Origin of the sequence: Pseudoduganella lutea, assembly GCF_004209755.1 — a bacterium.
Classification (GTDB): Bacteria; Pseudomonadota; Gammaproteobacteria; order Burkholderiales; family Burkholderiaceae_D; genus Rugamonas; species Rugamonas lutea.
The window spans coordinates 1,557,911-1,584,552 of the sequence record NZ_CP035913.1 but is presented as its reverse complement, the minus strand read 5'-3'; the positions used below and the strand labels follow the sequence as shown (position 1 = coordinate 1,584,552).

Annotated in this window: 26 protein-coding genes; 11 read left to right on the top strand and 15 right to left on the bottom strand. The window is 63.5% G+C overall.

Annotated features, from left to right (window positions below):
- Positions 1 to 12: 12 nt before the first annotated feature.
- Positions 13 to 2,277, bottom strand: a complete 2,265-nt coding sequence (locus tag EWM63_RS06730; RefSeq protein ID WP_130185837.1) for a hybrid sensor histidine kinase/response regulator — start codon at positions 2,275 to 2,277, stop codon at positions 13 to 15.
- Between the two features lie 132 nt (positions 2,278 to 2,409).
- On the opposite strand from EWM63_RS06730, the gene EWM63_RS06725 reads away from it, so the two are divergent.
- From EWM63_RS06725 to EWM63_RS06715, 4 genes are all read left to right on the top strand, one after another.
- Complete coding sequence (locus EWM63_RS06725) at positions 2,410 to 3,921, top strand: dipeptidase (RefSeq protein ID WP_130185836.1); 1,512 nt, start codon at positions 2,410 to 2,412, stop codon at positions 3,919 to 3,921.
- Between the two features lie 41 nt (positions 3,922 to 3,962).
- Positions 3,963 to 4,133, top strand: a complete 171-nt coding sequence (locus EWM63_RS31700; RefSeq protein WP_165390763.1) for a hypothetical protein — start codon at positions 3,963 to 3,965, stop codon at positions 4,131 to 4,133.
- Positions 4,134 to 4,267: 134 nt separating this feature from the next.
- Positions 4,268 to 5,143 (top strand): TraB/GumN family protein, encoded by an 876-nt coding sequence (locus EWM63_RS06720; protein ID WP_130185835.1) that lies wholly within the window; start codon positions 4,268 to 4,270, stop codon positions 5,141 to 5,143.
- Between the two features lie 223 nt (positions 5,144 to 5,366).
- Positions 5,367 to 5,744, top strand: a complete 378-nt coding sequence (locus tag EWM63_RS06715; protein ID WP_130185834.1) for a hypothetical protein — start codon at positions 5,367 to 5,369, stop codon at positions 5,742 to 5,744.
- Between the two features lie 46 nt (positions 5,745 to 5,790).
- Here the strand turns inward: EWM63_RS06715 and EWM63_RS06710 are convergent, their stop codons facing one another.
- The 4 genes from EWM63_RS06710 to EWM63_RS06695 all read right to left on the bottom strand — a co-directional run bounded on the left by EWM63_RS06710 (position 5,791) and on the right by EWM63_RS06695 (position 8,971).
- Positions 5,791 to 6,186, bottom strand: coding sequence for a VanZ family protein (locus tag EWM63_RS06710; RefSeq protein ID WP_229487771.1), 396 nt, complete (start codon positions 6,184 to 6,186; stop codon positions 5,791 to 5,793).
- A gap of 606 nt (positions 6,187 to 6,792) precedes the next feature.
- Complete coding sequence (locus EWM63_RS06705) at positions 6,793 to 7,302, bottom strand: TPM domain-containing protein (protein ID WP_130185833.1); 510 nt, start codon at positions 7,300 to 7,302, stop codon at positions 6,793 to 6,795.
- The gene (locus EWM63_RS06700; RefSeq protein WP_371861236.1) at positions 7,302 to 8,126 is read right to left on the bottom strand and encodes a TPM domain-containing protein; all 825 of its coding nucleotides are present in this window, start codon (positions 8,124 to 8,126) and stop codon (positions 7,302 to 7,304) included. The genes EWM63_RS06705 and EWM63_RS06700 overlap by 1 nt, the downstream gene beginning before the upstream one ends.
- A 242-nt stretch (positions 8,127 to 8,368) precedes the next feature.
- The gene (locus EWM63_RS06695) at positions 8,369 to 8,971 is read right to left on the bottom strand and encodes a LemA family protein (RefSeq protein WP_130185832.1); all 603 of its coding nucleotides are present in this window, start codon (positions 8,969 to 8,971) and stop codon (positions 8,369 to 8,371) included.
- A 147-nt stretch (positions 8,972 to 9,118) separates the two neighbouring features.
- On the opposite strand from EWM63_RS06695, the gene pyrF reads away from it, so the two are divergent.
- Complete coding sequence (gene pyrF / locus EWM63_RS06690; RefSeq protein ID WP_130185831.1) at positions 9,119 to 9,937, top strand: orotidine-5'-phosphate decarboxylase; 819 nt, start codon at positions 9,119 to 9,121, stop codon at positions 9,935 to 9,937.
- Between the two features lie 84 nt (positions 9,938 to 10,021).
- Here pyrF and sbcB read toward each other — a convergent pair whose 3' ends face one another.
- The gene (gene sbcB, locus EWM63_RS06685) at positions 10,022 to 11,467 is read right to left on the bottom strand and encodes an exodeoxyribonuclease I (protein WP_130185830.1); all 1,446 of its coding nucleotides are present in this window, start codon (positions 11,465 to 11,467) and stop codon (positions 10,022 to 10,024) included.
- A 34-nt stretch (positions 11,468 to 11,501) separates the two neighbouring features.
- Here sbcB and EWM63_RS06680 point away from each other — a divergent pair, with 34 nt between their 5' ends.
- On the top strand, positions 11,502 to 12,050 hold the full coding sequence (locus tag EWM63_RS06680; RefSeq protein WP_130185829.1) for a DUF5610 domain-containing protein: 549 nt from the start codon (positions 11,502 to 11,504) through the stop codon (positions 12,048 to 12,050).
- A gap of 335 nt (positions 12,051 to 12,385) precedes the next feature.
- On the opposite strand, the gene EWM63_RS06675 is transcribed toward EWM63_RS06680, so the two are convergent.
- Positions 12,386 to 13,507: a sensor histidine kinase gene (locus EWM63_RS06675; protein ID WP_130185828.1), complete on the bottom strand. Its 1,122-nt coding sequence runs from the start codon at positions 13,505 to 13,507 to the stop codon at positions 12,386 to 12,388.
- Positions 13,508 to 13,949: 442 nt separating this feature from the next.
- A complete protein-coding gene (locus EWM63_RS06670; RefSeq protein WP_130185827.1) occupies positions 13,950 to 14,933 on the bottom strand; it encodes a diguanylate cyclase in 984 nt (327 codons plus the stop codon).
- A gap of 98 nt (positions 14,934 to 15,031) precedes the next feature.
- On the opposite strand from EWM63_RS06670, the gene EWM63_RS06665 reads away from it, so the two are divergent.
- A complete protein-coding gene (locus tag EWM63_RS06665) occupies positions 15,032 to 15,814 on the top strand; it encodes a helical backbone metal receptor (RefSeq protein WP_130185826.1) in 783 nt (260 codons plus the stop codon).
- Between the two features lie 16 nt (positions 15,815 to 15,830).
- Here EWM63_RS06665 and EWM63_RS06660 read toward each other — a convergent pair whose 3' ends face one another.
- The 3 genes from EWM63_RS06660 to EWM63_RS06650 form a co-directional block, all read right to left on the bottom strand.
- Complete coding sequence (locus tag EWM63_RS06660; protein ID WP_130185825.1) at positions 15,831 to 16,202, bottom strand: HPF/RaiA family ribosome-associated protein; 372 nt, start codon at positions 16,200 to 16,202, stop codon at positions 15,831 to 15,833.
- Positions 16,203 to 16,292: 90 nt separating this feature from the next.
- A complete protein-coding gene (locus tag EWM63_RS06655) occupies positions 16,293 to 17,540 on the bottom strand; it encodes an MFS transporter (RefSeq protein ID WP_130185824.1) in 1,248 nt (415 codons plus the stop codon).
- Between the two features lie 74 nt (positions 17,541 to 17,614).
- Positions 17,615 to 18,640: a CDP-6-deoxy-delta-3,4-glucoseen reductase gene (locus EWM63_RS06650; protein WP_130185823.1), complete on the bottom strand. Its 1,026-nt coding sequence runs from the start codon at positions 18,638 to 18,640 to the stop codon at positions 17,615 to 17,617.
- 94 nt (positions 18,641 to 18,734) lie between these two features.
- Here EWM63_RS06650 and EWM63_RS06645 point away from each other — a divergent pair, with 94 nt between their 5' ends.
- From EWM63_RS06645 to EWM63_RS06635, 3 genes are all read left to right on the top strand, one after another.
- Positions 18,735 to 19,565, top strand: a complete 831-nt coding sequence (locus EWM63_RS06645) for a sugar nucleotide-binding protein (protein WP_229487770.1) — start codon at positions 18,735 to 18,737, stop codon at positions 19,563 to 19,565.
- 62 nt (positions 19,566 to 19,627) lie between these two features.
- Positions 19,628 to 19,894 carry a hypothetical protein gene (locus EWM63_RS06640; protein ID WP_130185821.1) on the top strand — a complete coding sequence of 89 codons (267 nt, stop codon included), beginning with the start codon at positions 19,628 to 19,630 and terminating at the stop codon, positions 19,892 to 19,894.
- Between the two features lie 197 nt (positions 19,895 to 20,091).
- A complete protein-coding gene (locus tag EWM63_RS06635) occupies positions 20,092 to 20,334 on the top strand; it encodes a hypothetical protein (RefSeq protein WP_130185820.1) in 243 nt (80 codons plus the stop codon).
- A gap of 60 nt (positions 20,335 to 20,394) precedes the next feature.
- Here EWM63_RS06635 and EWM63_RS06630 read toward each other — a convergent pair whose 3' ends face one another.
- From EWM63_RS06630 to EWM63_RS06615, 4 genes are all read right to left on the bottom strand, one after another.
- Entirely contained in the window at positions 20,395 to 21,180 is a 786-nt protein-coding gene (locus EWM63_RS06630; RefSeq protein ID WP_130185819.1) for a glycine-rich domain-containing protein, read from the bottom strand.
- Between the two features lie 178 nt (positions 21,181 to 21,358).
- A complete protein-coding gene (locus EWM63_RS06625; protein WP_229487769.1) occupies positions 21,359 to 22,219 on the bottom strand; it encodes a glycine-rich domain-containing protein in 861 nt (286 codons plus the stop codon).
- Between the two features lie 137 nt (positions 22,220 to 22,356).
- A complete protein-coding gene (locus EWM63_RS06620; RefSeq protein WP_229487768.1) occupies positions 22,357 to 24,168 on the bottom strand; it encodes a CHASE domain-containing protein in 1,812 nt (603 codons plus the stop codon).
- A gap of 252 nt (positions 24,169 to 24,420) precedes the next feature.
- A complete protein-coding gene (locus EWM63_RS06615; RefSeq protein WP_130185818.1) occupies positions 24,421 to 26,187 on the bottom strand; it encodes a glutamine--tRNA ligase/YqeY domain fusion protein in 1,767 nt (588 codons plus the stop codon).
- 142 nt (positions 26,188 to 26,329) lie between these two features.
- Here EWM63_RS06615 and EWM63_RS06610 point away from each other — a divergent pair, with 142 nt between their 5' ends.
- Positions 26,330 to 26,623, top strand: coding sequence for a DnaJ domain-containing protein (locus EWM63_RS06610; protein ID WP_130185817.1), 294 nt, complete (start codon positions 26,330 to 26,332; stop codon positions 26,621 to 26,623).
- Positions 26,624 to 26,642: the final 19 nt, after the last annotated feature.

Here is a 26,642-nt window from a genome sequence, read left to right as displayed (position 1 = left end):
GGGTGGCGTTGCTCAAACAGTGTCGTGCATTGTGGCACGGCTGGCGCGTTCCTGCAGGAGGGCGCGCAGCTGGGCCGGGGCCAGCGGCTTGACGATGTGGCGGTGGAAGCCAGCGGCCCGCGAGCTTTGCTGGTCCTTTTCCTGGCCCCAGCCGGTCACGGCCACCAGCATGCAGTCTTGCTGGCGCGGGTCGGCGCGCAGCCGCCGCGCCAGTTCGTAGCCATCCATGCGCGGCATGCCGATGTCGAGGAAGGCGATCTGCGGCTCGAAGCTTTCGGCGCAGCGCAGCGCGGAAAGGCCGTCGTAGCACACGGTGACCGATTGCCCGGCGGCGATCAGCAGCGTGCGCAGCGTGTTGGCGTGGTCGATGTTGTCGTCCGCCACCAGCACGCGCAACTGCGGCAGGGGTGCCGAGCGCACATCGCCGGCCGGGGCGGGCGTCGCATCGCCGGTGGTGACGGGCAGTTCGATGGCGAACGTGCTGCCCAGGTCCTTGCCCGGGCTGGCCGCGGTGAGCGTGCCGCCGTGCAGTTCGACCAGCCGGCGCGCCAGCGACAGGCCGATGCCGAGCCCGGCCTGCGCGCGGCCCAGCGAACGGTCGGCCTGGAAGAAGATGTCGAAGACCTGCGGCAGCATCTCGGCGGCGATGCCGATGCCGTTGTCGCTGATGTCGATGCGCACCCGGTCGGGCGCGTGCAGCCGCACGGCGTTCAGGGCCAGGCGCCCGCCGTTCGGCGTGTACTTGGCGGCATTGTTCAGCAGGTTCGACAGCACCTGCGCCAGGCGCGTGGCGTCGCCCTGCAGTACCACCGGTTCGTCCGGCACGTTGACCGACAGCGCGTGCCGCCGCTGCGCGACCAGCGGGCCGGCCGTCTCCAGCGAATGGTTGATGACGTCCTGCAGCACGATCGTCTCTTCGCGGATGCCCAGCTTGCCGGTGGTGATGCGCGATACGTCGAGCAGGTCGTCGACGAGGCGCACCATCTGCTTGAGCTGGCGCTCGATGATGTCCAGCACATTGGGCGGCGGCGGCTTGCCCGGGCCGCCCAGCCGCATGATCTCGAGCGCGTTGACGAGCGGCGCCATGGGGTTGCGCAGCTCGTGCGCCAGCGTGGCCAGGAACTCGTCCTTGCGCAGGTCGGCCGCCTGCAGCGCTTCCTGGGCCGCGCGGCGTTCGCGCAGTTCGCTGTCGGCGCGGCCGCGCGCATCGTCCAGCGCGGCGGCGGCACGCACCAGCGAATCGGCCACTTGCCGGGCTTCCTGGAAGTCCACCACGGCGGGTTGCACATGCTGGCCGGTACCGAGCGCCGTCGCGGGTTCGATCAGCGCCTGCACGGAATGGGCGATGCGCCCACCGACCAGCCACGCCATGCCGAGACCCAGTGCCAGGATCACCACGGTGGCGATGATCAGCGATTCCAGCGTGCGCATCAGGCCCGCCGCCAGGTTCGCGTGGGGAATGCCCAGCGTGACGCTCCAGCCGGACTTGCTCGACCGGCTGTACAGCATGACGACCCGGTTGCCGTCCACGGTGGAGCCGTCGAACGTATCTTCGAGCTGGCGGCGCATGCGCTCGACCAGGTCGGGAGCGGGCAGGGTGCCGCGGTAGCGCTCGATGTCGACGTTGCGGGCGACGATGCGCAGGTCGCCGTCCAGGATCGACGCGCGCCAGCTCGCGGGCACCTGCTGGTCGCGCAGGATCGCGCCCAGCGCCGCCGGCAGTACCTGCGCCGCCAGCACGTAGCGCACGGCGCCTTCGCGCACGACCGGCACGCCAACCGTGATGGTCTGCCCGCCCGCGCCGTCGCGCGTCAGGCCCGTGACGACCGGCTGCCCGGTGCGCATCACGTCGCGCAGCAGGGCCGCATTGCCGGGCGCGACGGACACCGGCCCCGTCGCGGTGTTCATCAGCTGGCGCCGTGTCGGCGCGTCATACAGCACGATTTCCGTGATCGGCAGGATTGCGTGCACGTTGGTGGCTTGCCGGCGGAATTCGGCGATATCCGCCGCATCGACATCGTCGGACACGGACAAGGCCGACAGCGCGGTGACGACGGTATCGAAATCGCGGTCCACCACCGCGACCATCGAGCGCGCGGTGGCCATCGCCTCGCCCAGCAGGCTGGCGCGTTCCACGCGGTAGTGGTCGTAGATCAGGAATGCCGACACGATGGCGGCGGGCAGCACGCAGCTGAGCACCAGCAGCGCCAGCCGGAAACGGATGGTGGGCAGGCGAGGGTGAACGTGGGGTGGCAGCTGGCCAGGAGTTGTCTGCACGAAACGTTGGGTGCGTGTACACTCGAAAATTGGTGGTACGAAGTTACCATAAGCTAGAGCCCGATGACAGCAGGCAATGCGGAAAAGCAATGCCTTGTGCGCGAGGCGCCACGAATCTTTTCCCACACGACCATGCTGAAAAAAGCCGCCCTCGTTACCCTGCTTGCCCCGCTGTGCTCCCTATGCTTTCACACGGCCGCACCGGCCGCGCCCGGCCCCGTCGCGCTGGCAGCCGCCGAGCATGCCCGCACGGCTTATCACGAGAAGGTCATCGATACCCTGGCGCGCATGGTGAGCTTCAATACGGTCGCCCAGGAAGGCGTGCCGTGCGAGCGCAATGCGCAGCACATCGCCTTCAAGCATTACCTGCGCGGGGAAGCGGAGCGCCTCGGCTTCGACGTCGACGATGCCGGCTGCGTGCTGGTCATCGGCTACGGCAAGGGGAGCGAGCGCGTGGGCATCGTCACGCATGGCGACGTGCAGCCGGTCGATCCCGCGAAGTGGCGACAGTCGCCGTTCACGCTGGACCGCACGAGCGAGCCGGGCCTGCTGCTCGGCCGCGGCACGGAGGACGACAAGGGCCCGATCGCCACGGCCCTGTATGCGATGAAGGCGATCAGCGACCGCAAGGTGCCGCTGACGAAGCGCATCGAGCTGTATGTGTACATGGCCGAGGAGTCGGACTGGGGGCCACTCGAAACTTATCTGAAAACGCATGTGCCGCCGCAGGTGAGCATCACGCTCGATGCCGAGTACCCGGCGGTGACGGCGGAAAAGGGCTGGGGGCTGGTGACCGTGACGATGCCGGCGCTGAAGGGCACGGCGGTCGCCGGGCCGGCGCTGGCATCGTTCACGGGTGGCTTCTTCAACAGCCAGATCCCGGAAGATGCGTCGGCCACGATCGATGGCGCCACGGCGGAACTGGAGCAACGCATCCGTGCCCGCGCCGCCGGGCAGAAGGGCATGCGCTACGGTTTCTCGCGCGCCGCGCAGCGGTTGACGGTCACGGCGAAAGGCGTGTCGGCCCACTCGTCGAAACCCGAGGATGGCGTCAACGCCATCGCGATGCTGGCCGATGCGCTGGCGGTGCAACCCTGGGCGGGCACGACGGCCGGGGCGATGGTGTCGTTCGTAAACGACTTGGTGGGAACCGGCCTGTATGGCGAGAAATTCGGCGACGTGGCCTATCGCGATGCGTTCATGGGGCCGATGACGGTGGCGCCCGTGGTGCTCAAGGCGAGTGGCGGGGCGCTGGAACTGAATCTGAACCTGCGGCGCCCGCGCGGCAAGACCGGCGCCGAACTGGAGCGCCAGTTCCACACCGCGTTCGATGGCTGGAAGCGCGCACATGCGCCCGGCGCCACGCTGAAGGCGCAGATCGGCGAACCATGGGTGCGCGAGGATGCGCCCCAGGTGCCGGTGCTGCTCGACGTGTTCGCGCATTACACCGGCGTGCGCGATGCAAAACCGGTATCGATCGGCGGCGGTACCAATTCACGCCTGTTCCCGAATGCGGTCAGCTTCGGGCCGGGCATGCCGGGCGCCGTCTACACGGGGCATTCGGAACATGAATTCATCACCGAAAAACAGTTGTCATTGAATCTGCAGATGTATACCGCCGTGCTGGTCGAACTGGCACAGTAAATACCGCCACGGCGCGGAGACAAAATGCCAGCGGCGCTGGCATGAAGACCAATATTATCGATCCAACCATCGCGGCCGGAACGGAAACATATTGTTGTTTCTATCCGGCCGATTTTCTTCGCCTGCCACAAATAAATTTCCTCCCAACGCAAATTCCTTTACCATCAGCAACAGAGCCGCTTTCACGCGGCCACCAGCCAGTGCCCGGCTGACTCCAGGGCATTACCGTTCATTGTTTTCGGATCATGCCAGCCTTTTATCGAAAGGCCGGTTGGAGATTTGCATGCTGCGCTATCTGACTTTCACCGTTGCCTTATTGATCTCCTGGTCCGTCAATAGTATGGAAATGAATGTCCCCAACGCGGTTGCCACCGCGGAGCCGATCGAGCTGAAGCCGGTACCCCGGCGTGGCGCCCTGTACCGCGTGCAGCACGAGGGCAAGACCAGTTACCTGTTCGGCACGATCCACGTAGGCAAGCAGGCCTTTTTCCCGCTCGAGCCCGAAGTGACCAGCGCGCTGGCCCATGCCAGCTCGCTCGTGCTGGAACTCGATACCCGCGTGCACGAACCGTTCCAGCGGGCGCTGGCCAAATATGGCAGCTATCCGGCCGGTGAATCGATCACGCGTCACCTGTCGCCGCATGCGCTGGCCCGGCTGGAACGGGCGCTGGCAAAGGCCGGCATCCCGCTGAGCAATGTGGAAGGCTACCGGCCATGGCTGGTCGCGAATATCCTCGTCGGCGGCGAAATCGAGAAGCATGGCTATCACCGCAACAATGGTGTGGAGGGATTCCTGCTGTCCGCCGCGGAAAAGCAGAAGAAGCGGGTGCGCGAGCTGGAAACGGCCGACTACCAGCTCAGCCTGTTTGCTTCGCTGGACGATGCCCAGCAAGAGCAATACCTGCTTGAAAACCTGGACGACCTGGACAACGGCAAGGCCGTGCAAAAGTCGGCCGGGCTGATCGACGCCTGGAGCACGGCCGACGCGGCGCGCATCGCCGTACTGGCACGCGAGCTGACCAGTGGCGATACCGTCTCCGCCACCTTCATGGACCGCACGCTGCTGCGCCAGCGCAATCCGCAGATGACCGCCCACATCGAAGCGATCATGCGCAGCGACGAGGTGGCGTTCGTGGGCATCGGCTTGCTGCACCTCGTTGGCGAAGACAGCATCCCCGAACTGCTGCGGCGCCGCGGCTACGCTGTCGAGCAGATGTACTGACCATCGGGCGCCCATGGCGCGGCTCGCTGCCGTGCCCGCCTTGCATCGCCATCGGCCAGGGTGCCCACGCCATCCCGTAACCGCCCCGTATTCCCTGCTGGATGTGGACACCCATCGCGCCAGCGTTCATGCCGGCAAGTCACCCCTTGATGCAAATCAAACTCCCGATTCCATGCAGCTTGATAATCAGCTATTGGACATCGGAAAACTATAAGGGTTGGATATGCTCAAGCATCGGACGGAAGCGGTGATCTCGGATCTGGTGGACGCCGCTTATGGCGGCCAGGCCGGGCACAGCGGCCGGCGCAAGCGCCACGTGCTGCGCCATGCACTGTATGCGCTGGTACGGCTGGCGAAAGTGGAACAGTTGTTGGAAATGCGGCTCGATGCGGAGCGTGCGACGGGCGGTATGGTCAGCGTTGCGCAGCGCCGCCATACAAAGGCACTGTTGCGCAAGATCGGCATGGACGTGCATGCCGACCAGGCGCGCCTTGAACAAGACTGGGCGGCGGCGCGGGCCACCAGAGTGGCCGGGGAGGCTGCGGCTGTACCGAAAGGCCAGCCCTGTGCCGATATTGAAAACGATTGCGGCAACAGCTAGATCCCGAACGGCGCCGCCAACAGATCAGCGCTTCCCGACGAGCATGTCAGGTGGATACCTTGCGGTTCGTCCACAGTGCCCACAGCAGCGTGGACGTGACGATGGCCGCCGTGCAATCGACCAGCCAGTCACCAATGGCCCCGTGGCGGTAGGGCAGGAAGCTCTGCACCACTTCATCGCAGATACCCATTGCGGCGATGGTGAGCACGGCTTTCGTGGCGCGTTGCGCCGGCGTGCCGCTGCTGCCGGTGAAAACAAGGAACGTCAGCACCGCATAGGCGCACGAATGCAGTACAACGCCGGACGCGACTTCGCCGGCATCCGCCCGGGCGCCGGGAATCGACCCGATGATCACGATCAGCGCGAACAGCGCCATTGCTCCCCAATAGCGCAGGCGCGCATATACAGGGGTAAGCAGCAAGAGGTGGAGAAGTTTCAGCACGACGTAGATTGAATTGGCAAAAGCGTAACGATAGCACGTACCAGAAAAAAGAGCCCGCCATGAAGGCGGGCTCAAACCCTGTCCGGGCCAAGAGACGATGAATCACATAGCGATGCAAGTGGCAATGAATCGCGGTGCAGTGTGATCGATGCATTCGAAAGCAGATCCGGATCGCCGGTCGATATCGATGCATCGGTCGATATCAATCGTCGGTCGATAAAATCCGGCTCCTCGAAAACACATGGTCACACACTGCGGAATGACGAATTCGGAGCGGTGTGCCGAAGCACACCAGGTCTGCCACCACGCATATCGGTTGCATGTGTGGCAGATGGATTTGAGTATAGGGTTTCTATGTGACGCTGCCATGACAGTGCGCAAACCTGGCGCACTCGGCATACCCGGCGCAATACCCGGTCATCGGATTGCTGCAGCAAAAAAAAAAGCCCGCTGGTTGGCGGGCTTCAAACTATTATCTTGGAGGAGAATAGTGGAGACAGGTGTAATTATGCTGCGCTGCCACATATAAGTCCAATTTTGAATTTCGATAATAGATATACGAGTATCGAATAACTCATCCGTGCAGGACCCGCCATCGCACGGGCATCACAGGATGACGGCTTCGTCCGGCAACTGGTTCGGGCGCGAGCCATCCGACGGGAAATGCCGCTGCAGCAGGTCGGCCAGCTGGTTCAGTGCCGCCACGGTCCCTTCGGCGAATTCGCCGCGTTTGTACGCGGCTGTCATCGTGCCGCAGACCGCCTGCCACTCGGTGTCGGCGATGCGCCGCCCAACGTTGCGGTCGGCAACGATGTCCACCGCGTGGTCGGCCAGGTTCACATAGATCAGCACGCCGCAGTTTTCTTCCGTATCCCACACGCCATATTGCGCGAACAGGGCACGGGCCCGCTCCCGGTTCGACATGCCGTCGAGCGCGGCGCCGAACGGCAGCGCGGGTTCGACCACCAGCCGCACTTCGGCCCGGTGGCGCTGTTCGCCATCGGCGATCGCGGCGGCAATCGCCGCCAGCGTCTTTTCAGGGAAGCACCGGCGCCCTTCGCCCGAGCCTGTCATCAGGTGGCGCAACGCGCGGCGCCAGCGTGCAATCGCATCCATTACCAGTCTCCCGAGGCGCCGCCGCCATCGAATGTGCCGCCGCCACCGCCGCCGAAGCCGCCGCCACCGAAGCCGCCGCCGCCAAATCCGCCACCGCGGTGGGCATTGCCCAGGGCGCTACCGAGGGCACTGCCGATCAGCACGCCGGCCGCACCCGAACCCCAGCCCGAACGGTGCGCGCTGCTGCGCCGCCCGCGACCGCGAAACATTGGCAGCAGCACGAAGACGCCGAACAGGATCGCCGGCCACAGCCATGAACCGCCGCCGTCGGCCTGCGCCTGCCGCGGCGCCGGTTGCTGCTGCGGGGCAGGGAACTGTTCCTTGTCCAGCAGCGTGGCGATCGCGGACACGCCGGCGCTCAGGCCACCGTAATAATCGTTGTTGCGGAAATGGGGGGCGATCACGTCCTGCAGCACGCGCTTGGATTGCGCATCCGTCAGCACGCCCTGCACGCCGCGGCCGGCCTCGATGCGCAGGCGGCGCAGCGACGAAGGATTGTCCTTGGCCACCACCAGCAGCACGCCATCGTCGACGCCCTTGCGGCCCAGCTTCCATGCATCCGTCACGCGGATGCTGTATTGCTCGATCGGTTCAGGCGCCGTGCTTTTCACCGTGAGGATGGCGATCTGGCTGCCGGTGCGGGTTTCATAGTCGGCCAGCACGGATTCGAGGGCGCCACGCTGTTGCGCCGTCAGCATGCCGGCACCGTCCGTTACGCGGGCGGTCAGCGCCGGCACGGGAACGAAGCCATCCTGCGCAGCACCGTCCTGCGCCCGGGCCGCCTCGACGAACAGCAAGGCAAAGCACAACAGCAGCACCAGCACCGTGTAGCGCACGAGCCAATGGTCGAGCCAGCGCTTCGACGGGCGCGGTACCAGGCGACGCAAGCCGCGCCGGCCAGCCCGTGCGTCACGGACGTCGCGCTCGTTGGTGGTCTCGGCGGTACCCAGCCATTTGCCTTCGGACGGGTGTTCGCGCATGCGCCGCCGCGGGGCAGCGGGTGGGGCGGCCTGGTCGTGCGGTCCGTGCGGGCCCAGCGGCATGGTGGTAATCACCTCCTGCAAGCTTATTTCTTCCCGCCAAAGTCGACGGTCGGCGCGGTCGAGATGGCTTTCTCGTTCTCCACGGTGAAGCTCGGCTTGACGTCATAGCCGAACATCATCGCCGTCAGGTTCGTGGGAAAGCGCCGTGCGAGCACATTGTAGTCCTGCACCGAGGTGATGTAACGCTGCCTTGCAACCGTGATCCGGTTTTCCGTGCCTTCCAGCTGCGACTGCAGGTCGCGGAAGCTGGTGTCGGCCTTCAGGTCGGGATAGCGCTCGGACACCGCCATCAGCCGCGACAGCGCCGACGACAGCTCGCCCTGCGCCTGCTGGAATTTCTGGAATGCAGCTGGATCGTTCAGTACTTCGGGCGTGACCTGGATGCTCGTGGCCCGGGACCGCGCGGCGGTCACCGCTTCGAGCGTCTCGCGCTCGTGCGATGCATAACCCTTGACCGTGTTGACGAGGTTGGGGATCAGGTCGGCCCGGCGCTGGTACTGGTTGACGACTTCGCCCCAGGCGGCCTTCGTTGCCTCATCCTTGGTCTGGAAATCGTTGTAGCCGCAGCCGGACAGCGTGGCCGTCAGCAGGCCCAGGGCGATCCAGCGTACGAAAGTCTTGCGCATGCTTCCTCCTTGAAATGACACGTTCCGGTATTGAAGGCACTATACATGCCCGGCAGCCTGCGCTGTGTTCGGTGCAGCACATAGCGAGGCGCCGCGGGGCGGCCGCTTATAATGCAGGGTTTGCAAGCTATCAGATAAGGGGCCGCCGTGAATTTCATCAATAAACTGAACGCCGCATGGGCCGCCAACGACTCCCTGCTGTGCGTGGGCCTGGACCCAGACATGGACCGCCTGCCGGCGCAGTTCCGCGGCACGCCGGATGGCATCTACCACTTCTGCAAGGAGATCATCGATGCCACGGCCGACCTGGCGTGCGCCTTCAAGCCGCAGATCGCCTACTTCGCGGCGCTGGGCGCGGAAGGGCAGCTCGAGCGCATCGGCGCCTACCTGCGCGACAGGCATCCGCACATTCCGCTGATTCTCGACTCCAAGCGAGGCGACATCGGCGCCACGGCAAAGCAGTATGCGCGCGAAGCCTACGACCGCTACGGCGCCGACGCGGTCACGGTCAGCCCCTACATGGGTGCCGATTCGGTGGAGCCGTACATGGAATGGCGCGACCGCGGCGTGATCGTGCTGTGCCGCACGTCGAACCAGGGCGGGTCCGACCTGCAGTTCCTCGAGGTGAATGGCAAGCCGCTGTACCAGCACGTGGCGCAGCTGGTGGCGGACAAGTGGAACAGCAACGGCCAGTGCGCGCTCGTCGTCGGCGCCACCTTCCCGGAAGAAATCCGTGCGGTACGCGCGATCGTCGGCGAAATGCCGCTGCTGATTCCCGGCATCGGCGCGCAGGGCGGCGACATCGAGGCAACGGTGCGTGCCGGCCGCACGGATGCCGGTGCCGGCATGATGATCAACTCCTCGCGCGCCATCCTGTATGCAACGCCGCAAGCCGGCGAAGACTTCGCCCAGGCCGCACGCCGGGTGGCGGATGAAACGCGGCACGCAATCAACGCGCACCGCTGAAAAACCGGGGACAGACCAGATCGCCGGACCGCCTGGTTTTAAGGAAATTTCCTCTAAACAGGGGTCTGTCCCCAGTTTTGCTTGTTAGTACGACTGCGGCACGATCATCTCCGCATACTCGTACAGTTCGCCCAGGATCTGCTCGGCGCGTTCGTCGGCCGTTTGCGACAGCGTGTCGATCTCGCCGAACAGCTGGTCGACGCTGCGTGCACCGCCGGCGCCTTCCAGCAGCCGCGCCGCGCGGTGCTGTTCCCAATGCTCGTGTTCCTGTTCCGACAGCGTGTCGGGGAAATTGCGGGCGCGGTAGCGGAACAGCAGTTCGGCCAGCCGGTCGTCCTGGAAATGCGGCGACGCCGTCGCCAGCTTGCCCGGCGGTTCGCGGCGCAGCGAGTCGAGGACCCGCCGGTCATCCTTGCCGATGAAGCCGCCGTACAGGTCTTCGTCGACGTCGGCGGATTCGGCCGGTGGCCGGTGGAATACCTGTTCCCACAGCGCCGACAGGTCGGGGCCGCTTGCCGCGTATTGCGCATGCGTGAGCGCCAGTTCGAGGTCGAGGCCCCAACGCTGGGCCATTTCCGCGCTCAGCGTTTTCAGGTTGCCGACCAACATGGGCGACTTGTTCAGGTGCACGCTCTTGATGGGCAGCCGGCTGACGCCTTCGGGCAGGTCGCCGGCACGGCTGAACAGCCGGGTGCGGATGGTTTCCGGGTCCAGCGTGAACAGTTCGCGTGGGTCGTGGCTGCAATCCCACACCAGCACTTCGTTCTTGTTCGTCGGGTGCACGCCCAGCGGCCACACGAGTGCCAGGCAGCCCCGTTCGGCGGGGAACATGCCGGACACGTGCAGGAAAGGCTTGCGCAGTTCGCGCGTCAGGTGCAGGCCCATCTCGTCCGCGGCGCGGCCCTTGTCGCGCAGGGCCAGGCAAAAGTCCCACAGCCGTGGTTGCTTCTGGCGGATCAGCCGTGCCAGCGCGATCGTGGCTCGCACGTCGGACAGTGCGTCGTGCGCCGCGTCGTGGGTCAAATTGTTGACTGATGTCAATAATTCAAGTTTGAAGCTGGTCTTGCCGTTATCACCTTTAGGCCACTCGATGCCGTCGGGCCGCAAGGCGTGGCACATGCGCACCACGTCGAGCAGATCCCAGCGGCCGCAGCCGTTTTGCCATTCGCGTGCATAGGGATCGATCAGGTTGCGCCAGAACAGGAATCGCGTGAATTCGTCGTCGAACCGGATCGTGTTGTAGCCCACGCCGATCGTGCCGGGCTCGGCGAAGAGTTCGAGGATCGTGGCAGCGAACTGGTACTCGGGCACGCCTTCGCGCAAGGCGTGCTGGGGCGTGATGCCGGTGATCAGGCAGGACTGCGGGTCGGGCAAGTAATCGTCGGCTGGCTTGCAGTAAAGCATCACTGGATCGCCGATCTCGTTCAGGTCGGCATCGGTGCGGATGGCGGCAAACTGCGCGGGACGATCGCGGCGCGGCACGGCGCCGAACGTTTCGTAGTCGTGCCAGAGAAAGGTGTGGTTGCTCATGAGTAGCTTAGTCGTGTCATAACCGGAGATTATCGTGGCAAACAGCATTTCCCTCAATTCAAAGACCATCTCGACCGATTCGAAGGTGGCCAACCAGGGCGAAGTCACCGCGGCCCGGGCGAAAATGCAGTTGAACGTATCGATCATGGAAGCTTCCGCGTCGATCTCGATCGGCGTCGGCAGCAATCCGCAGGCGCTGCTGTACAAGTCGGCGATCACCAGCATCAATGAAGCGCTGAAAGCAGAGCTCGGCGAGAACGCCGTGCAGAACGCGGCCCGGCACGACAATTCGCCGCAGGCGACGGCCGACCGCATCGTCTCGCTGGCCAGCGGGTTCTTCGAGGTGTTCAAGCGCCAGAACCCGCAGATGGAAGACGGCGCGGCACTGGAAAAATTTATGGGTGCCGTCAAGGGCGGCGTCGAACAGGGCTTCAAGGAAGCGCGCGACATCCTGAAGGGCTTGAAGGTGCTGGACGGTGACGTGGCCGCCAGCATCGACAAGACGTATGAATTCGTGATGAAGGGTTTCGACGATTTCGCCGCCCGGGCGGCGCAGCCGAAGGAAGAGAAAGAAGCGGCGTGAACACAGTACCGGGTTGAAGAGAACCAGGTACAGGTATCCGGGTCCTGAGTATGAAAGGGGTTCCCGTCAGGTCTGCACGATCACTGATGCGTGCTCGCCCACCTCCCGGTGATCGATGGTGGGTTGGAAGATGGGCTTCTACAAGAGACCAAAGGTCGTTGGAGGGAAGTGCGCGGGCCATGACATCAGTCCGTCTGCAAATACGGCCCTCATCCTCGCCTGGTCCCGTGGTCGCACATGATCGCTACCGTTCCGTAGTGGACGTCCGCGAAGCCTCAACTGGATTTGGGCGTTGGGCAGCTGCTTTCGATTTGAAAAATCCACCATCCCCAGTTTTATGTTCGAGGGATAGTCACTGTAAATGCGGTGCCATTTACCTCGTCCGACGTCACATCAATGCTGCCTCCATGTGCCACTGCAATTTGCTTTGCAATAAAGAGCCCTAACCCAAGGCTGCTCCGTGGCCTCTCGTCGCCATTCTGTTCTGGTAGCTGAACTAGCGAACTGAACAATTTGGGTAAAGCGTCTTTCGGGATCGTCGGTCCCTGATTGCGCACCATTAAGACTATGCGCTCTGCCTCACCGGATACGCTGATCAGAATAGGCATACCTGGCGATCCATACTGTGCAGCATTGTTTGCCAAATTCGTCAGCAATTGTTGGAGTCGCGGGCGGTCAAAGCTACCGGTAAGATTGCCAATGGCACGCAGTTCATATAACGCACGTGGATGTGCGGAACGCGCATCCTCTATTGCCCATTCACACATCTGGAGGAGATCACAAGCCTCTCGTTCGATTGCAATGCCATCGCCGAGCTGGGTCCTGGCGAGAGCTAGAAGATCGTCCACCATACCCGACATCGTCACCGCACTTCTCTTAATTCGGCCGCCTATCTGCCTCACTTGCTCGTTGAACACACCAGGTGTCGATAGATAGGTTCCCGCAGTCGAAGTCGCTGCCAAGGGGCTACGTAGGTCGTGCCCGAGAATCGCTAAAAACAGGTCACGGGTTTCGTTGACTTTCTCGGAAAATGCCATCGCCGCTTCAGATATCGACTCATCTATCGCTTCGTCGAAGCGAATAACGTCGCGGAGACTGTCCCGCGAGATCGATACGCTGTCTTGTTCCCAAAGCCGCAGTACGCTGGCACGAAGCGCCCGATACTCGGCAATAAGCTGTAGTTGTGTAAAACCACTGGCATATCGCAATCGGCCATGGATATATGAAGCACTGTCCTTGGAATCGGCGGGCGCTGCTGGGCTACGTGGACTGTCTCCAGCAGGATCTTGCTTCAGGTCATCGATATCAGCCGCAACAAACTCCAATATCTGCTTGGCGTGATCCCGCAAATCCGCGCTTGACATATTTTCGGTAACCGCTCCCAAAGTCAGCGCAAATACATCCCATTCAGCAAGTATTTTTTCACTGTTTGCTCTAATGTATTCAGCTATGGTCATGGAAATAGGCTGGCAAAGCCGGTGGAATAATTGCTATAAGGAAGAGGATCACGCTGGTAATCGTACCTTATATCGATACGATGTGCCTCCAGATGAGGAATTTTCGTTCGTCAGGCACCTCTGAACGCACCTAAGGTCAATTACGGTTGCCATTTCGATGATTGCGGATTAGCAATGCTGGACCGAGATTTGCTATAGGATATCGAGCAACTACATTTAACTTACGTTAATTCGCGTGCACAGCCCTTTGACGATGGAAGACATAACCATCGAGCAAAGTCCTTGCGCACGATGGGTGAAGAAAAATAGCTCGATGCCTCGGCGATCGCAGGACAAGGAAGTTAAACGAGCGCATATCCGCCTTTGGCTGAGAGCGGTCTGCCGCAACAGCTTGTATTCGATGTTGTTGTTCTAAGGTGAAATGACGATTTTGCCAGGCGCTCTAAGCAGCGGGCTGCGCAGTCACGGCTACCTCGACAGCCACGATGACCCGATCGCGCCCGGCCGCCTTCGCGCGGTACAGCGCCCCGTCGGCGGCGGCGACCAGCGCATGATCGTCCTGCCCATCGGCCAGGCAAGCGACGCCGAATGACGCCGTAACGTGCGGCAGCGGCAGCCGCATGTCGTCGAACACCATCGTCTCGCGCATCCGTTCGCACAGCCGCTCGGCCACGCCGGCCGCGACCGCGCCCGGCGTATCGGGCAGGATCACCATGAATTCCTCGCCACCATAGCGCGCGGCGAAATCCGTTGGCCGCAATGCGCCCGCCAGCAGTTGCGCGGCGATGCGCAACGCGCTGTCCCCCAACTGGTGGCCGTGCCGGTCGTTGAACTTTTTAAAATGGTCGATGTCGAGCATGATCAGCGACAGCGGCGCGCGTGTCGCGTGCGCCGTCGAGACGAGCCGCGGCAGCACGTCGTTCAGCCAGGCGCGGTTGTACAGGCCCGTCAGGCCATCGTTCAGCGACAGCTGGCGGTAGAATTCGCCCAGCTTTTGCCGCCGGCGCAGTTGCATGCTGGCGGCGCGGATGCGGAATGACAGCAGCCGCAGCAGGTTGCGGGCGACGCCGTCGGCTTCCTCGATGAGGCGCCAGGCCAGGTCGGCGTCGATCAGCAGCAGTTCGCTTGCTTCCAGCGCCTTCAGGCCGGACAGGTCGGCCTCGCCGTCGAGCACGGATTGTTCGCCGGCGCTTTCGCCGGGCAGTATCCGTGTCGTGGCGCCATCGCCCGTGGCATCGGCCAGCGCGCCGCGCAGCACGATCACGAGGCGCGGCCGTGCCGGATCGGATACCGCTTCCCCCGCCGCCGTCAGCATCACGGGGCAGTTCGCCAGCAGCGCTGCGGCGCTGGCGATATCGACATCGCGAAACAGGTGCAAGTCGGCGATGTCGTAGGGGGAAGCGGCGAAAGTGCTAAGTAGTTTCACGGCGGGGTTTCCAGGAAGTCATGCCATGATAGCGCATGAAAGTCGGTCGAACGCGGCTGAACTTGTTTCAATCCACTACTTTTACTTTCTTTAGCAACATGAACTTCATCGATGCCCTTGGCCACGCGCACTTGCCCGATCCGAATGCCCGCATCGTGTCGCTGGTGCCTTCGATCACTGAACTGCTGTGCACGCTGGGGCTGGCTGGCCAACTGGTGGGCCGGACGGGTTTCTGCATCCATCCCTCAGACGTGCTGCGCGATATCCCGAAGGTGGGCGGCACGAAGGATGTCAACGTCGACCGGGTGCGCGCGCTGGCGCCCACGCACGTCGTGGTCAACATCGATGAGAACACGAAGCCGGTGGCCGACCTGCTGGCCACGTTCGTGCCGCACGTAATCGTCACGCACCCGCAGCGGCCGGAAGACAACCTGGAGCTTGCCCGCCTGCTGGGCGGCATATTCTGCGCGGATGACGCGGCGCGCCGCTGGTGCGATGCGTTTGCCGCCGAACTGGCCGTGCTGCGCGCCATGCCGAAAGGGCCGCCGCAGCGCGTGCTGTACTGCATCTGGCAGGACCCCTGGATGACCGTGTCGCGCGGCACGTATATCGCGGCCATGCTGGCGGAAATCGGCTGGAGCGTGCCTGAACTCGGGCCCGACCGGTATCCCCGTTTCGACTGGAACGATACGCTGGTGGCGGGTATCGACCAGGTGCTGCTGTCCACGGAGCCGTACCGGTTCACGGAAGCGCATGCCGAAGCGCTGGAAAAGCAAGTCGGCAAGCCGGTGCAGCTCGTGGATGGGGAAATGATGTCGTGGTACGGCAGCCGGGCACTGGCCGGGCTGGCGTACCTGCGCGGCCTGGCCGCGGCGGGATAATCGTCGACCGTGCCGGTCAGTCGTCGGTCTCGACGGCGTCCGGTTGCACGAGGTCGGCGACAGGCGTGTTGTGCTTGACGTCGCTGCGCTTGCCGATGGCCGTATCCAGTGCGCGCACCAGCTTGCCGGAGGCGCCGGTGATCGCCTGGTGCAGGTCGCCGGCCTGGTCGGTCACGGCGATCGGTGGAATGCCGGCCACGCGGGCTTCCATCATGCAGCGCTTGTCGTTCGGACCGGTCTTGTGACCGTTATTGTCACCGAGGTGAACCTCGACGCGGGTAATGGCTTCGCCGAAGCGTTCCAGCGCCGAGCGAACGACACTTTCGACGTGGTTGTCCAGGTTGGCATCATGGGTAATGGCCTTGTCGGTATTCACTTGAACTTGCATTGTTGTTCTCCTCGTTGTGTATGGCTTGATGTTACGTCTTACGGGGCCCTTCTGTTGTTAAGTGCAGCACATTGCCGTGTTTTCAAGGCCCTACTTCGCCTGCTGCGCCAACTCTTTCTCATGGTGCGGGAACCGGTCCATCTTCGCGAGCACAGGGAACAGCTTGATCCAGGCCCCGGTGACGACCAGGGTGGCCGCGCCGCCGAACACGATCGCGCGCGACAGGCCCATCCAGCCAGCCGTGACGCCGGATTCGAATTCGCCCAGCTCGTTCGATGCGCCGATGAACACGGAATTCACGGCGCTGACCCGGCCGCGGATCGCGTCCGGCGTTTCAAACTGCACCAGCAGGTGGCGCACATACACGCTGATCATGTCGCCCGCGCCCATCAGCAGCAGGCAGGCGAGGGCGATGGTGAACGTGGTGGTGGTGCCGAGCACGACCGTGCCCACGCCGAACACGGCCACGCCGCCGAACATCCAGGCGCCGACCCGGCGCGTGATCGGGAAGAAGGCCAGCGCGATGGAACACAATGCCGCGCCGGCCCCGGGCGCCGTGCGCAGCAGGCCCAGGCCCGTCGGGCCCACGTGCAGCACGTCGTGGGCCAGCGCCGGCAGCAATGCCGTGGCGCCGCCGAACAGCACGGCAAACAGGTCCAGCGAGATCGCGCCCAGCACGATCGGGCGCGACATCACGAAGCGCAAGCCTTCCAGCACGCTGTGCCATGTGGCCGGCTCGCGGTTGCTGGCCTGCGGCGGGGCCTTGGTGATCGCCATCAGCACGGTCGCCACGAGCAGCAGCGCGGCGGCGATCGCATACACGGCAATCGGGCCGTGGATGTACAGCAGGCCGCCCAGCGTGGGGCCGAGAATCACCGCCACGTGGAAGCTCGAGGAGGATAGCGCTACCGCCTTGCTGAGGTCTTGCTGGGGTACGAGGTTCACCAGCATTGCCTGCGTGGCCGGCCCCATGAAGGCGCGTGCGCTGCCGAACAGCACGAGCACGGCGAACACCGGCCACACGATCGCCATGCCGCTGTGGGCAAACGCCAGCAGCAGCACGCCCACGAGCCATTGCGTGGCCAGGCAGGCCGTCACGATGTTGCGGCGGTTGTAGCGGTCGGCCACATGGCCGGCCGGCAGGATCAGCAGCAGGAAGGGCGCGAACTGGGCCAGCCCGATCATGCCGAGGTAAAACAGGTTGTGGGTCATCGAATAGACCTGCCAGCCCACGGCAACGTTCTGCATCTGCACGGCAAGCGTGCCAAGGATGCGGGCGGACAGGTAAAACGCGAAGTTACGGTGACGCAGGACGGCGAAGCCGTTGGATGAGGACATGAAGCGATCAGTGGTGTTACGCGGCCCCGCGGTCCGGCCGGGAGGGCCGGCGGGAACCGGGATCGCGATGGTGATTAAGGTTGGGCCAGGTCGGCTTCGGTGGTGAAGGCGTCCGCGTAGAACTCGTCTTCCGGCAAGCCGCAGGTGGCGACGAAATCGCGCTTTGCCGATTCGACGACGATCGGCGCGCCGCACGCATACACCTGCCAGTCGCGCAAGTCCGGCAGGTCGGCCACGGCGGCCTGGTGCACGTAACCGGTGCGGCCCGTCCAGCCGTCTTCGTCCAGCGCATCGGACACCACGGGAACGTAGCTGAAGTTCGGCAGCTCGCGTGCCCATTGCTCGCACAGTGCATGCATGTACAGGTCGCGCGGCCGGCGGCCACCCCAGTACAGCACCATCTTGCGCTGCGAGCGGGAAGCCTGCATCTGCTCGACGATCGCCTTGATCGGTGCAAAGCCGGTGCCGGACGCCAGCAGCACCATCGGCTTGTCCGATTCCTCGCGCACGAAGAACGTGCCCAGCGGGCCTTCGAAGCGCAGGATGTCGCGCTCCTTCAGGGTGCTGAACACCTGGTCGGTAAACAGCCCGCCCGGCATGTGCCGGATATGCAGCGAGATGGGACCGGCGCCCGGCGCGCTGGCCATGCTGTAGCTGCGGCGCTTGCCGTCGCGCAGCAGGAATTCGATGTACTGGCCGGCACGGTATTCCAGCACTTCATTGGCGGGCAGTTGCAGGGTCATCACGATCACATCCGGCGCCACCTTTTCCAGCGTGGTCACGCGCGACGGCATCTTCTTGACGGGGAAGTCGCCGCTGCCGGCCACTTCGCGGGCGGAGATCACGAGGTCGGAATGGGGAATCGCGCAACAGAACAGCGAGATGCCCTGGACTTCCTCTTCCTCGGACAGCGCGCGGCGCTGATGCGGCTTGTGCGTGATCTCGCCGGCAACCACCTTGCCCTTGCAGGAGCTGCACGCGCCGTTCTTGCAGCCGTACGGCAGACCGACACCCGCCCGCATGGCCGCCGCCAGCACGGTTTCGTCTTCATCGCATGCAAACTGGTGGCCGCTGGGCTGAACAGTAATCTGAAACGTCATACAATCTTTCGAAATGAAAACCTCAAGCAAACAAAAATCCGGCCGGACCCTCGGGAAGCCGCGCCTCTTGATCCTTGGCTGCGGCGATGTCGGCATGCGGCTGTTGCCACTGCTGTGCGCACGCTACCGCGTCTTCGCCGTGACCCGCGATACGGCGGATGTCGGCGTTCTGCGGGCTGCGGGCGCGGTGCCGGTGCTGGCCGACCTCGACCAGCCAGGCACGCTGCGCCGGCTGGCCGGCCTCGCCCACACCGTGATCCACCTGGCGCCGCCGCCGGGTACCGGCGAACGCGATACCCGCACGCGCAATGTGACCGCCATTCTACCCGAGGCGGCAAAGGTCGTTTATGTCAGCACGACCGGTGTCTATGGGGACCTGGCGGGGCGGCTCGTCGATGAAACGCAGCCGGTGGCACCCCGCAATATCCGTGCTCGCCGGCGGGTCGACGCGGAACGCCAGTTGCGTGGCTGGGCCCGCCGTGCGCATGGCCACCTGGCCATCCTGCGCGTGCCGGGCATCTACGCGGCGGACCGGCTGCCGCTCGAGCGGCTGCGCCAGGGCACCCCCGCCCTCGATCCTGCGGACGATGTCTATACGAACCACATCCATGCGGATGACCTGGCGGCACTGTTGCGGGCGGCGCTGTATCGCGGCCGGCCGCAGCGGGTGTACCACGCAGTCGACGACAGCGCGATGCGGATGGCCGAGTATTTCGATGCCGTCGCCGATGCCGTCGGGCTGCCCCATCCACCGCGCCTGCCGCGTGCCCAGCTGGCGCAGGTGGTGTCGCCAACGCTGCTGTCCTTCATGTCCGAGTCGCGCCGCCTGGCCAACGGCCGGGCCAAGCGCGAACTGGGCATTCGCCTGCGTTATCCAACCGTTGCCGACGGGCTACAAAACATAACGGCCATCCGGCAGGATTGACGTGCCGCAAACGTGATTTCCGTGCTTGCGACTACCGTAGGCAGACATCACCAGGAGGTCGTATGGACGCGAACCGCCGGCATCCCAGCAAGGAAGAAGTACGGGCATGGATGGCCCGGCGCCGGGTTTCTTCCCGCGCCGGGTTGCCGCTGCCGCTGCCCTCGCCGGATGAACTCCGGCGCGAACTGGGCTGGCACCAGTTGCCGGTGGCCCGGCAGGAGGCGCCGCCGGTGTGCCTGCCCCTGGCCGAATTCGCGGCCTTGACCATCATCACATGGTGCTGGCTGCTGCTGTTGCTGCCTCGGGCGCCTTCGCAACCGGTTTCCTAGCACAGAATATGCTGTCGAAATCTCTCGGATTCTCACGCAAGTTGCCAAAAATTAAGCAAATCGGTGTACCATATTGTCCGCATACAAACTAATTCGCCGTGCGCGATCGTTTGTCACCAAAAGACCGGTAACGAACCGGCGAAATATTGGTAACCCTGCTATTGCTTCAAGAGAGCACTGTCCGAGAAAGTTTGAATATGTCATTCCTGAAAGACCTGACCGCATCGCCGTCATACAACCCGAACCGCGTCCTCGACGCCATCATCGCCAAGCTGGACCTGAAGAACGACGCGGCGCTGTCGCGCGCCCTCGAGGTAGCGCCACCGGTCATCAGCAAGATCCGTCACAACACGCTGCCGATCGGTGCCACCATCCTGATCCGCATGCACGAGATCAGCGATTATTCGATCCGCGAGCTGCGCGACCTGATGACGCACTGAGCATCGTGCAAAAAAAAGGCCGGCCCCTGAATGGGGCCGGCCTTTTTTTGGGAAGGGCGATCAGGCCAGGCGCGGGCGTTCCGTGTAGAACGCGGTCTGCGCCGGTGCTGCGTCGATCCGGCCGGAATAGGCCGTTTCGGTACCGATCCGGCCGGAGTAAGCCGTTTTCGGGCTGACGTTCGCGTCGCTGATACGACCCGAATAAGCCGTTTGCGCGGCGACGGTCGGTGCGGTGGCACGGCCGGAATAGGCAACACGGCCGGAATAGGCGGTGTCCGTGCTGATGCGTCCGGAATAGGCCACATCGGTGCCGATGCGGCCGGAATAAGCGGTTTGCGCGCTGATGCGCCCCGAGTATGCCGTGTCGGTGCCGATGCGGCCCGAATAGGCGACATCGGTGCCGATACGGCCGGAATATGCCGAGTTCGCGCTGATACGGCCGGAGTAGGCCGGCTCGGCATTGCGCAGGTAGGCATCACCGAAGGTTTCCTCGTACAGCTCCTTCATCCGGTCGCCCACGCGGCGGTGCGCTTCCTCGTCATCTTCACCGCGCAATCCGATGTACGGGAAGTGGTGCAGGAAGTAACCGAACACCTTGTCACAGTCGACCGCGTATTTCATCGTATCGAGGATGTGGTAATGCCAGAACGTGTCCACGTCCATCAACGGCGCGGTCTGCTCGTTCGGGAACATCTTCATCAGGTACAGGAAACGGCGGTATTCGAACTCGACGGCGTCAGCCTTTTCCAGCGACCAGCCTTCGCCCGATTCCTCGTGCATCAGCTTGACCTTGATGGGTTCAAGGTCGAGTTCGGCAATTTGTTTGAAATGTTCGGTAGAAACCATGTACATCCTCTCCAAGGGGGGCGACGGCGATGCCGTATTTGAATTGATATTGATTCAAGGAAACATCAATAGACCCTAGTATAGGACGTTCTTTATGGATTGCAAGCAACGATTCAATCGTGTGCGCATGTGAGGGGCGAGGGAGGCGGAACCGCTGTGGCGGTTCCGCGACAGTGCGTCAGACCGCTGCTTGGGGCAGTCGCGGCCGCACGGTATAGATCGGGATGACCGCCGGAGTTGGCGCACTATCGATTGTCGCTGCCTGCGCGTCCGGTGCGCGACCCGACCAGGCAGTTTGGCCGGCCAGTGCCGTTGCCGCACCCGACCAGGCGGTCTTTGCAGCCGGTGCCGTTGCCGCACCGGACCAGGCCGTTTTTGCAGCCAGTGCCGTTGCCGCACCCGACCAGGCAATCTTTGCAGACGGTGCCGTTGCCGCACCCGACCAGGCGGTCTTTGCCGACGGTGCCGTTGCCGCACCGGACCAGGCGGTCTTTGCAGCCAGTGCCGTTGCCGCGCCCGACCAGGCGGTCTGCGCTTCGAGGGATGCCGGTGCGCGACCCGACCAGGCGGTCTGCGCTTCAAGGGATGCCGGTGCACGGCCCGACCAGGCGGTTTGCGCTTCCTGCGATGCGGGCGCGCGACCCGACCAGGCGGTGGCGCCTGCGCGGATGTAATCCTCGCCGAACGTTTCCTCGTACAGTTCCTTCATGCGTTCGCCCATGCTCTGGTGGACTTCCTCGTCTTCCTCGCCGCGCAGGCCGATATAAGGGAAGTGGTGGAGGAAATAGCCGAACACCGCCTGGCAATCGACCGCGTACTTCAACGTATCGAGGATGTGGTAATGCCAGAACGTGTCCACGTCCATCAACGGGGCAGCCTGCTCTTCAGGATATTTCTTCATGAGGATCAAGAAGCGCCGGTATTCCTTTTCCACCGCATTGGCGCGGGCCAGGCTCCACCCTTCGCCTGATTCCCTGTGCATCAGCTTGACCTTGATGGGTTCCAGGTCCAGCTCTTCGATTGCGATGTAGTCGGTCATTTCAAGTCTCCTATTGTTGAGATGGGTCAAGGCATTTAAACCAGGGCTTATTGTTGCCCTTGGTTCAAAGGAGCTATTGATCTGGCTCAAACTATAGAAGACTTCTATGCAACTATTTGCTGATATGAATGATTACTTTAATTGGCGAATACACCGACTGCCGGCTGCGCGGCACGCCACGCCACCGGCACCGTCACGGTGACCGTCGTGCCGCCATGAGGGCGGCTGACGATGGAGCAATCGCCGCCCAGCAAGCTCATGCGTTCCTCGATGCCCACGAGGCCAAACGAGCCATTCTTGTTGCGGCTGCCGTCATGCAGGCCAATGCCATTGTCGGCAATGACCATGCGCAAGGTGCCGCCGAGCTGGCGCAATTCCACGCGCACATGCGTGGCCCGCGCATGCTGCTGGATGTTGCTGAGCGATTCCTGCAGTACGCGGAACAGTGCCACGGCGCAGCGGTCGTCCACATCCGGCGTGCCATCGGGGTCGAGCACGTCGCATTCGATCCCGGAGCGCTTGCGGAACTGGGTGATCTGCCATTCCACCGCGGCGGACAGGCCGAGATCGAGCACGTTCGGCCGCAGGTCGTTGATGATGTTGCGCACGCTGCGGATTGTTTCGTCGATCTGCTTCAGCGTGGCGGTCGCGCGGGAGTGCAGGCGCGGGTGGCGCAGCGCGGTGCGGCTGGCCAGGATATCGGCCTCGATGCGCAGCGCCAGCAGGTTCTGGCCCAGGTCGTCATGGATTTCGCGGGCGATGCGCTTGCGTTCTTCTTCCTTGATCTGCTCGGCATGCGCGGCCAGGCGGCGCAGCCGCTGGTGCGACAGTTGCAGCTTTGCCTGGCTGTCGCGCAGTTCGCGCGTCATGTCGCGCGCCATCTGCAGCGCACGCCGCCGCGACGATACCTGGGCATGGAACAGCGCGTACATCAGCAGCGTGCTGACAAAGCCGACCAGCGCGGCCAGCCACGGCAGGTAGGCGTCGAAGCTCGAGAACAGCGCCCCTCGGGGTGCATCGAAATAGACTTGCCACAGCCTGCCGTTGTAGTTCACAGGCAGGCTCAACTGAACGTGATCGTCCGGCGGCGCCTGGCCGGCGGCGGATTCGGTACTGTCGAACAACAGGTGGCCATTGGGCTGCGTGCCATTCGGCGGCGTGCCAGCCACGGTACTGTACAGCCGCACGCGCACTTCGCGCACCGGCGTATCGACCATGGCCGCCTCCACCAGGCGCGGTACGGAAAAGCCGATGCCAACCGAGCCCATATAAGCGGCGCGGCGATCGGCCACGGTGTCGACCGGCATGTCCGCCCGGTACACGGGCAGGCGCAACGGCATGCCGAACTGCGTGGGCGCTTCGGGCAATTGCACCGGCAGGCCGGAGGTGGAGATCGCGCCCGTGTCGCGCGCCAGCTCCAGGGCACGGGCAACGGCGGGACGGGACGCCAGGTCGTACCCGAACTTGCCTTTGGCGCCGTACATCGGTTCAAGCAGGGTGATGACGGTGTAATCGGGCCGCTGGCCGGAAGGCGAGATACGAAATTCGGGGTATCCCAGCTCGCGTACCGTCGCACTGCGCATCTGGTATTCGAACGTGGCGCGGCGCTCGTCCGGCACATACTGCGCGAAATTGATCGTGGCGATCGACGGGAAATTGTGTGGAATGTCCAGGCCCCGCACATAGCGGTGGAAACTCTGGGGCGACATTTCCTCGCTGGCCTGGAAATGACTCGCAGCACCACGCAGCACGTCGGTGCATGCCTTGATGCCGCCGGCGATGTTGTACTGGATGCTGCGGGCCTGATTGCGGAACCGGTCCAGGGCCTCGCTTTCCAGCGAGTTGGCCATCCATGCGTAAAATCCGGCACCGACCAGCGTCGACAGCAGCACGCCGCTCCACCAGGAGGGTTTGGCTTCGTGCAGTTTTCCTGACAGAGGTTGTTTCATGGGCGGGGCGGTGAGAGGGCTGGGTTCGTGGTCAAAATATAGGCAGTCGAAGTGAGCTGCGTCAAGAACAAAGCGACTACCGGACATGAACCGTTGCGGCGGACGCAGCCCTCGTCCGTCGCCGTCATGCATAACCCTTGCCCTACAAGAAAACTGGGGACGTACCCCTGTTTCCGGGAAAAATTGCCGTGAAACAGGGGTACGTCCCCAATTTTGCTTCAAAACAGGGGTACGTCCCCGGTTTTTCCCGGGTTACTTCGCGCTGCCCCAGCTGTCTTTCAGCGTGACGATGCGATTGAACACTGGTTTGCCCGGCCGGGAATCGACCCGGTCGGCAATGAAGTAGCCGTGGCGCTCGAACTGGAAGCGCTGCTCGGCTTGTGCATCCTTCAGGCCCGGTTCCAGGTACGCGGTCACCACTTCCTTGGCCTTCGGGTTCAGGAATTCCTTGAAGTCCTTGCCGCCGGCATCCGGTTGCGGGTCCGTGAACAGGCGGTCATACAGCCGCACTTCCGCTTCCAGCGCGCCGCTGGCGCTGACCCAGTGGATATTGCCCTTGACCTTGTAGTTGTTGGCGCCATCGGTGCCGGATTTGCTGTCGGGGAAGTAGTTGACGTGCACGGCGGTCACTTTGCCGTTCTCGTCCTTGTCGTAGCCCGTGCATTCGGCCACGAAGCCGTATTTCAGGCGCACGCGCGCACCCGGCTGGTCGCCGATCGGCGGATAGAAACGGAAGTAGCCTTTCGACGGTACTTCCATGAAATCCTCTTCCTCGATCCACAGTTCGCGGGTGAACGGGAACGTGCGGTTGCCCAGTTCCGGATGGTGCGGGTGCACCGGCGAGCTGCACTCCACGCTCTCGGCGGCGTCGAAATTGTCGACGATCAGCTTCAGGGGCTTGAGCACGGCGATCGCGCGCGGCGCCTTCGGGTCCAGGTCTTCGCGCACGGCGCCTTCCAGCACGCCGAAGTCGATCCAGCCGTCGGACTTCGTCACGCCCGTGCGTTCGGCCATGAGCTGGATGCCTTCGGGCGTGAAGCCGCGGCGGCGCATGCCCACCAGCGTGGACAGGCGTGGATCGTCCCAGCCATCGACGATGCCTTCCTCGACGAGCTGGCGCAGCTTGCGCTTGGACGTGACGATGTATGTCAGGTTCAGCCGCGAGAATTCGTACTGCTTCGGCAGCGGCTTCTTGAAGAAGCCGCCTTCGGCCAGCGTTTCCAGCAGCCAGTCATAGAATGGCCGGTGATCCTGGAACTCCAGCGTGCACACGGAATGCGTGATGTTTTCCAGCGCATCCGAAATCGGGTGCGTGTAGTCGTACATCGGGTAGATGCACCACTTGTCGCCCGTGCGGTGGTGATGCGCATGGCGGATGCGGTAGATCGCCGGGTCGCGCAGGTTCATGTTCGGCGACGCCATCGCGTCTTCGCTCATCTTCGCGCGCAGGATGTGCTCGCCATCGGCATACTTGCCGGCCTTCATGTCGCGGAACAGCTGCAGGGATTCCTCGGCGGGGCGGTTGCGGAAGCGCGAGTTCACGCCCGGCGTATTGAAATTACCCCGGTTGGCCGCCATTTCCTCGGCGCTCTGGCTGTCCACGTAGGCATAGCCTGCCATGATCAGATATTCCGCCATGTCGTACAGCCGGTCGAAATAATCGCTGGCATAGTGCAGGTAGCCGTCGCCGCCGGCGGGGTCCTGGCTTTCCCAGGAAAAGCCCAGCCATTTCACGCTGTCCATGATGGAGTCGACGTATTCCTGCTCTTCCTTGGCCGGATTGGTGTCGTCGAAGCGCAGGTGGCAGCGCCCCTGGTAGTCGCGCGCCAGGCCGAAGTTCAGGCAGATCGACTTGGCATGGCCGATGTGCAGGTAGCCGTTCGGTTCGGGCGGGAAGCGGGTGATGACGGGAGGCAGCCCTTCGCGCTGGTGCGCGCCGGTGGCCAGGTCGTGTTCAACGATGTTGCGAAGGAAATTCGGTGCTGGAGCCGCTGCGGCTGTCTTTTTGTCGTTGCTCATGTACGAAGGCGGGAATTGGAGTCGATTGACGGCCATTTTACCGTACGTCGCCTCGTGCGGCGGGACGGCGGAACGTTTTCTATAGGATAATTCGCCCTTACGCCCACGTTTTTCGACCAGAGTGTCGAGGCAAAGGAAAACCATGGATAATTTGTACAACGTGCTCGGTATCGCGCCGAACGCGACGGAAGACGAGATCAAGAAGGTCTACCGGTCGCTGGCAATGCGCTTCCACCCGGACCGCAACCCCGAGCCCGGTGCCGATGCCCGCTTCAAGGCCATCGTCAAGGCCTACGAGGTACTGTCCGACCCGGCCAAGCGGGACGAATACAACCAGAGCCTGAACCACCGGATCATCATCGATCCGGAAGAGGAAGCCTACCAGTTGTGGCGTTCCGTCTTCAGTCTGCATGGCGTTGCGTTACCCGCCGCCTGAGCCAACCAGCATTCAAGAA

Excerpts from the sequence above, each read along its gene's own strand:
- EWM63_RS06610 (WP_130185817.1), top strand. The coding sequence starts at position 26,330 with ATGGATAATTTGTACAACGTGCTCGGTATCGCGCCGAACGCGACGGAA.
- EWM63_RS06620 (WP_229487768.1), bottom strand. The coding sequence starts at position 24,168 with ATGAAACAACCTCTGTCAGGAAAACTGCACGAAGCCAAACCCTCCTGG.
- EWM63_RS06675 (WP_130185828.1), bottom strand. The coding sequence starts at position 13,507 with ATGACCATAGCTGAATACATTAGAGCAAACAGTGAAAAAATACTTGCT.
- sbcB (WP_130185830.1), bottom strand. The coding sequence starts at position 11,467 with ATGAGCAACCACACCTTTCTCTGGCACGACTACGAAACGTTCGGCGCC.
- EWM63_RS06640 (WP_130185821.1), top strand. The coding sequence starts at position 19,628 with ATGGACGCGAACCGCCGGCATCCCAGCAAGGAAGAAGTACGGGCATGG.
- EWM63_RS06660 (WP_130185825.1), bottom strand. The coding sequence starts at position 16,202 with ATGCAAGTTCAAGTGAATACCGACAAGGCCATTACCCATGATGCCAAC.
- EWM63_RS06625 (WP_229487769.1), bottom strand. The coding sequence starts at position 22,219 with ATGACCGACTACATCGCAATCGAAGAGCTGGACCTGGAACCCATCAAG.
- EWM63_RS06635 (WP_130185820.1), top strand. The coding sequence starts at position 20,092 with ATGTCATTCCTGAAAGACCTGACCGCATCGCCGTCATACAACCCGAAC.
- EWM63_RS31700 (WP_165390763.1), top strand. The coding sequence starts at position 3,963 with ATGAAGACCAATATTATCGATCCAACCATCGCGGCCGGAACGGAAACA.
- EWM63_RS06715 (WP_130185834.1), top strand. The coding sequence starts at position 5,367 with ATGCTCAAGCATCGGACGGAAGCGGTGATCTCGGATCTGGTGGACGCC.
- EWM63_RS06630 (WP_130185819.1), bottom strand. The coding sequence starts at position 21,180 with ATGGTTTCTACCGAACATTTCAAACAAATTGCCGAACTCGACCTTGAA.
- EWM63_RS06695 (WP_130185832.1), bottom strand. The coding sequence starts at position 8,971 with ATGCGCAAGACTTTCGTACGCTGGATCGCCCTGGGCCTGCTGACGGCC.
- EWM63_RS06650 (WP_130185823.1), bottom strand. The coding sequence starts at position 18,640 with ATGACGTTTCAGATTACTGTTCAGCCCAGCGGCCACCAGTTTGCATGC.
- EWM63_RS06705 (WP_130185833.1), bottom strand. The coding sequence starts at position 7,302 with ATGGATGCGATTGCACGCTGGCGCCGCGCGTTGCGCCACCTGATGACA.
- EWM63_RS06720 (WP_130185835.1), top strand. The coding sequence starts at position 4,268 with ATGAATGTCCCCAACGCGGTTGCCACCGCGGAGCCGATCGAGCTGAAG.
- EWM63_RS06665 (WP_130185826.1), top strand. The coding sequence starts at position 15,032 with ATGAACTTCATCGATGCCCTTGGCCACGCGCACTTGCCCGATCCGAAT.
- EWM63_RS06725 (WP_130185836.1), top strand. The coding sequence starts at position 2,410 with ATGCTGAAAAAAGCCGCCCTCGTTACCCTGCTTGCCCCGCTGTGCTCC.
- EWM63_RS06655 (WP_130185824.1), bottom strand. The coding sequence starts at position 17,540 with ATGTCCTCATCCAACGGCTTCGCCGTCCTGCGTCACCGTAACTTCGCG.
- EWM63_RS06645 (WP_229487770.1), top strand. The coding sequence starts at position 18,735 with ATGCGGCTGTTGCCACTGCTGTGCGCACGCTACCGCGTCTTCGCCGTG.
- EWM63_RS06615 (WP_130185818.1), bottom strand. The coding sequence starts at position 26,187 with ATGAGCAACGACAAAAAGACAGCCGCAGCGGCTCCAGCACCGAATTTC.